The 3271-nt window shown below is 72.7% G+C and carries 2 protein-coding genes and 1 pseudogene; 1 reads left to right on the forward strand and 2 read right to left on the reverse strand.

Annotated features, from left to right (window positions below; all coding sequences use genetic code 11):
• A pseudogene (locus tag GL263_RS23945) lies at positions 1 to 461 on the forward strand (hypothetical protein); the annotation flags it as partial.
• A gap of 107 nt (positions 462 to 568) precedes the next feature.
• Here the strand turns inward: GL263_RS23945 and ptsP are convergent.
• Complete coding sequence (ptsP, locus tag GL263_RS23950) at positions 569 to 2239, reverse strand: phosphoenolpyruvate--protein phosphotransferase (RefSeq protein WP_182857827.1); 1671 nt, start codon at positions 2237 to 2239, stop codon at positions 569 to 571.
• Between the two features lie 121 nt (positions 2240 to 2360).
• Positions 2361 to 2810, reverse strand: coding sequence for a PTS sugar transporter subunit IIA (locus tag GL263_RS23955; protein ID WP_182857828.1), 450 nt, complete (start codon positions 2808 to 2810; stop codon positions 2361 to 2363).
• Positions 2811 to 3271: the final 461 nt, after the last annotated feature.

A 3271-nucleotide genomic window follows, 5' to 3' on the forward strand; every position in this document is an offset into this window, starting at 1 on the left:
CCCTGACCCCCGACCCGACGCCCACCCTTCGCGAGGCCTGCGACCGCGCCGTCGAACTGATCGCCGGCCTGCTGCTCGGCGCCGGCGACGGCCGGCACCACCTCGTGTGCTCGGTACGGCTCCCGGACTCCGCCGGCGGCCAGTCGCTCACCGCCGCCCTCCACACGATCGACGACCGGACCACCGGCGAGGTCGAGGTCAACAGGGAGGCCGCCCTGGCACTCGCCCTCGTACTCGCCGCCGGGATCGCCACGTTGGGCACCGGAGGCGTCGTGCTGCGAACCACCCACCGGGAGGGCGAGACCGTGCACGGCTGGCGGCTGGTCGGCAGCCGCCTGCGCCCGCTCACCGCGGCCGAGGTCTTCACCGCCTACTGCACCGACCCGTACACCGGTGAACCCCTCGCCCCGGAACCCGGCGTGGAGCACCGCTCAGGATTCCCCCTGCCCGACACGGACTGACCCGTCGACAGACGACAACCGGCCGCCCCGCGCAGGGCGCGGGACGGCCGGTCAGAGGTCAGAAGACCGGGGGCCTACGGCCGGGTCGGGCGGCCGGGCCCGGACGGTCACTCCCCGGAGAGCACCGCCTGCGCGGCGCGCCTGGCCTCCTCGGCGCTGTCCGCCGCACGGGCGGCCGAGGCGGCACGCTCACACTGCGCCAGTGTGTGCTTGGCCAGGGTCGCCCGCACGTACGGGATGGCCGCCGCGCCCATGGACAGGCTGGTCACCCCGAGGCCGGTCAGCACACAGGCGAGCAGCGGATCGGCGGCGGCCTCACCGCACACCCCGCAGCTCTTGCCCTCCGCCTTGGCGGCCTCGGCCGACAGCGCCACCAGGTCCAGCAGCGCCGGCTGCCACGGGTCCTGAAGCCGTGCGACCGCGCCCACCTGCCGGTCGGCCGCGAAGGTGTACTGGGCGAGGTCGTTGGTGCCCAGCGAGAGGAACTCGACCTCCTGAAGCACCGAGCGCGCCCGCAGCGCCGCCGACGGGATCTCCACCATCGCGCCGAACTTCGCCTGGAGACCGGCCTCCCGGCAGGCGTCCGCGAACGCCTTCGCGTCCGCCCGGTCCGCCACCATGGGCGCCATGACCTCCAGGTACACCGGCAGACCCTCGGCCGCCTTCGCAAGCGCGGTGAGCTGGGTGCGCAGCACCTCCGGGTGGTCCAGCAGAGTGCGCAGACCGCGCACGCCCAGCGCCGGGTTCGGCTCGTCGGCGGGGGTGAGGAAGTCCAGCGGCTTGTCCGCGCCGGCGTCCAGGACGCGGACCACCACACGGCCCTCGGGGAAGGCCTCCAACACCTGGCGGTAGGCCGCGACCTGCTTCTCCTCGGAGGGAGCGCTCTTGCTGTCGTCGAGGAAGAGGAACTCGGTCCGGAAGAGGCCCACACCCTCGGCGCCGGCCTCCAGCGCCGCCGGAACGTCCGCGGGCCCGCCCACGTTCGCCAGCAGCGGCACCTTGTGACCGTCGGAGGTGGCGCCCGGGCCACTGGCCGCCGCGAGGGCTGCCTTGCGCTCCTCCGCGGCCCTGGCGAGCGCCGTCCGCTCCTCCTCGTCGGGGTTCACCACCACCTCGCCGGTGCTGCCGTCGACGGCGACGACCGTGCCCTCGACAAGCTCACCGGCGCCCGGCAGCGCCACCACGGCGGGGACCCCGAGCGCCCGGGCGAGGATGGCGCTGTGGCTGGTCGGCCCGCCCTCCTCGGTGACAAAGCCGAGCACCAGAGCCGGGTCGAGCAGCGCGGTGTCCGCCGGCGCCAGGTCACGGGCGACCAGAACAAACGGTTCGTCACTGTCCGGCACCCCCGGCATCGGGACACCCAGCAGCCGCGCCACGATCCGATTGCGCACGTCGTCCAGGTCGGCGACCCGACCGGCGAAGTACTCACCCGCGCTGGCCAGCAGCGCCCGGTAGGCCGCGAACGCGTCGTACACCGCCCGCTCGGCCGTGCTGCCCACGGTGATACGGCGGTCCACGTCGGCCAGCAGCTCGGGGTCCTGCGCCATCAGCGCCTGCGCCTCGAGCACCGCCTGCGCCTCACCACCGGCCAGGTTGCCGCGCGCGTTCAGGTCGGCGGCCACCGCCTCCACGGCCTGCCGCGCCCGCTGCTGCTCCCGCTCGGTGTCGTCCGGGTCGATCTGCTTGGCCGGCGGTTCGAGAACCGCCGTCCCCATGTGGCGTACCTCGCCGATCGCCACACCGTGGCTCACACCGACGCCTCGAAGCTTTGCGTCCATCTCACCCGTCTCCGGTCCGTGCGGTGGTCTCCCACCGCCGTCGTGCTGTTCGTCGCGCGGGCCACGGCGCTGTGGCCCGCGCGTAGGGGGTAGGGCTGTCTCGTTGGGAGGCGGCCTGGTGTCAGATCCAGTGGAAGAGAGTGTCGCCACTGCGCACGTCCGAGTCCACCAGTACGTCCGCCAGGGCGTCGGCGGTCGCCTCCAGTGCCACGACCGGACACACCGCCGACTTGCCGGCCCGGACGACGGCGGCCGGGTCCCACCGCACGACCGGATCGCCACGTCGCACCGTGTCGCCCTTCGCGGCCACCAGTTCGAAGCCGTCGCCGTTGAGCTGGACGGTGTCGATGCCCAGGTGCGTGAGGACTCCGTGCCCAAGCGGGTCCACCACCACAAAGGCGTGCGGATGAAGGGAGACGATGATGCCGTCGACCGGCGCCACGGCCACGGTCGGCTCGGGAAGCGGCTCGACGGCGGTACCGGGCCCCACCATGGAGCCGGAGAACACCGGGTCGGGCACTGCCGCGAGTCCGATGACACGTCCGGCGAGCGGGGACGTCACGGTGGTCATGGGAAGCCTCCCAAGGGGCGAGTACGTGCTGGCACGTGGGCTCCCACGTGCGCGGGCGCGTGCCGTCCGAGAAGCCTAAGTCATGGGAAGCGTTGATTCCGGACAGCCGCGAGGCCACGGGACCGAGGCCCGGGAGCGGGCGGAGTGCGCGGCCCTCGGGACGGCCGGAGGGAATCGATTTGCCTCGGTCCGACGGGCCCTGTACTGTCGTACCCCTGCCCGGCGCCGAGAGCACGGGCGGCACCCGACAAATCTTCTCTCCGCGATACAGCGGCAGCGCTGGCGTGCAAACGCCGGTTCGTTGCTGTGTGCCGTCGAGCGGGGAATCGGATTTCGAATCCGGGCCGGAAACGGAACGGAAAAGAGTCTGATAGAGTCGGAAACACCGAAGGGAAGCGCCCGGAGGAAGCCCGGAAGGGAATCCGAAGGAAGCGTCCGTTCCTTGAGAACTCAACAGTGTG

The organism is Streptomyces durbertensis, from assembly GCF_014156695.1.
In the GTDB taxonomy this organism is placed as follows: Bacteria; Actinomycetota; Actinomycetes; order Streptomycetales; family Streptomycetaceae; genus Streptomyces; species Streptomyces durbertensis.

What these genes read in the sequence shown, in the direction of transcription:
- ptsP (WP_182857827.1), bottom strand. Translation starts at nt 2,239, where the DNA reads ATGGACGCAAAGCTTCGAGGCGTCGGTGTGAGCCACGGTGTGGCGATC.
- GL263_RS23955 (WP_182857828.1), bottom strand. Translation starts at nt 2,810, where the DNA reads ATGACCACCGTGACGTCCCCGCTCGCCGGACGTGTCATCGGACTCGCG.